General features: G+C 46.4%; 1 protein-coding gene. It reads left to right on the top strand.

Annotated features, from left to right (window positions below; translation table 11 throughout):
* Positions 1-368: flagellar basal body rod protein FlgC (gene flgC / locus A3729_RS10950; protein WP_068633815.1), on the top strand; the 368-nt coding region annotated here is incomplete at its 5' end.
* Positions 369-429 lie beyond the last annotated feature (61 nt).

The raw sequence follows: 429 nt of genomic DNA, 5'->3' as shown, positions 1-429 counted from the left end.
GTAATATTGCTAATGCAGACAGTGCGGCAAGTAGTATTGATGAAGTATATCGCGCCCGACAGCCCATCTTTCCGGCCGTCCAAGAAGATGCCATGCGTCTGTCAGTTGGGTGGGTTTTCTTCCAGCAGACGCCCGAGTCGGTCGGTGTTGAAGTAAAAGGGATTGTTGAAAGTGATGCACCTTTGGATATGCGTTACCAGCCTGACCACCCGTTGGCTGATGAGCAGGGATATGTGATGTACCCGAATGTAAATGTCGTTGAAGAGATGGCTGACATGCTTTCTGCTTCTCGAAGCTTTCAAACCAATATTGATGTAATGGATGCGGCAAAAACAATGATGCAGCGTTTGTTAACGCTAGGTCAGTAAGGGGCTAAATCTTATGACAGATATAAATACAACGGTGTCTTCTGCTGATGCTTTATCAGAC

It is taken from the genome of Oleiphilus sp. HI0043 (assembly GCF_001634935.1).
Note: the sequence above shows the minus strand (reverse complement) of the source record. Positions and strands in the feature narration are given on the sequence as shown.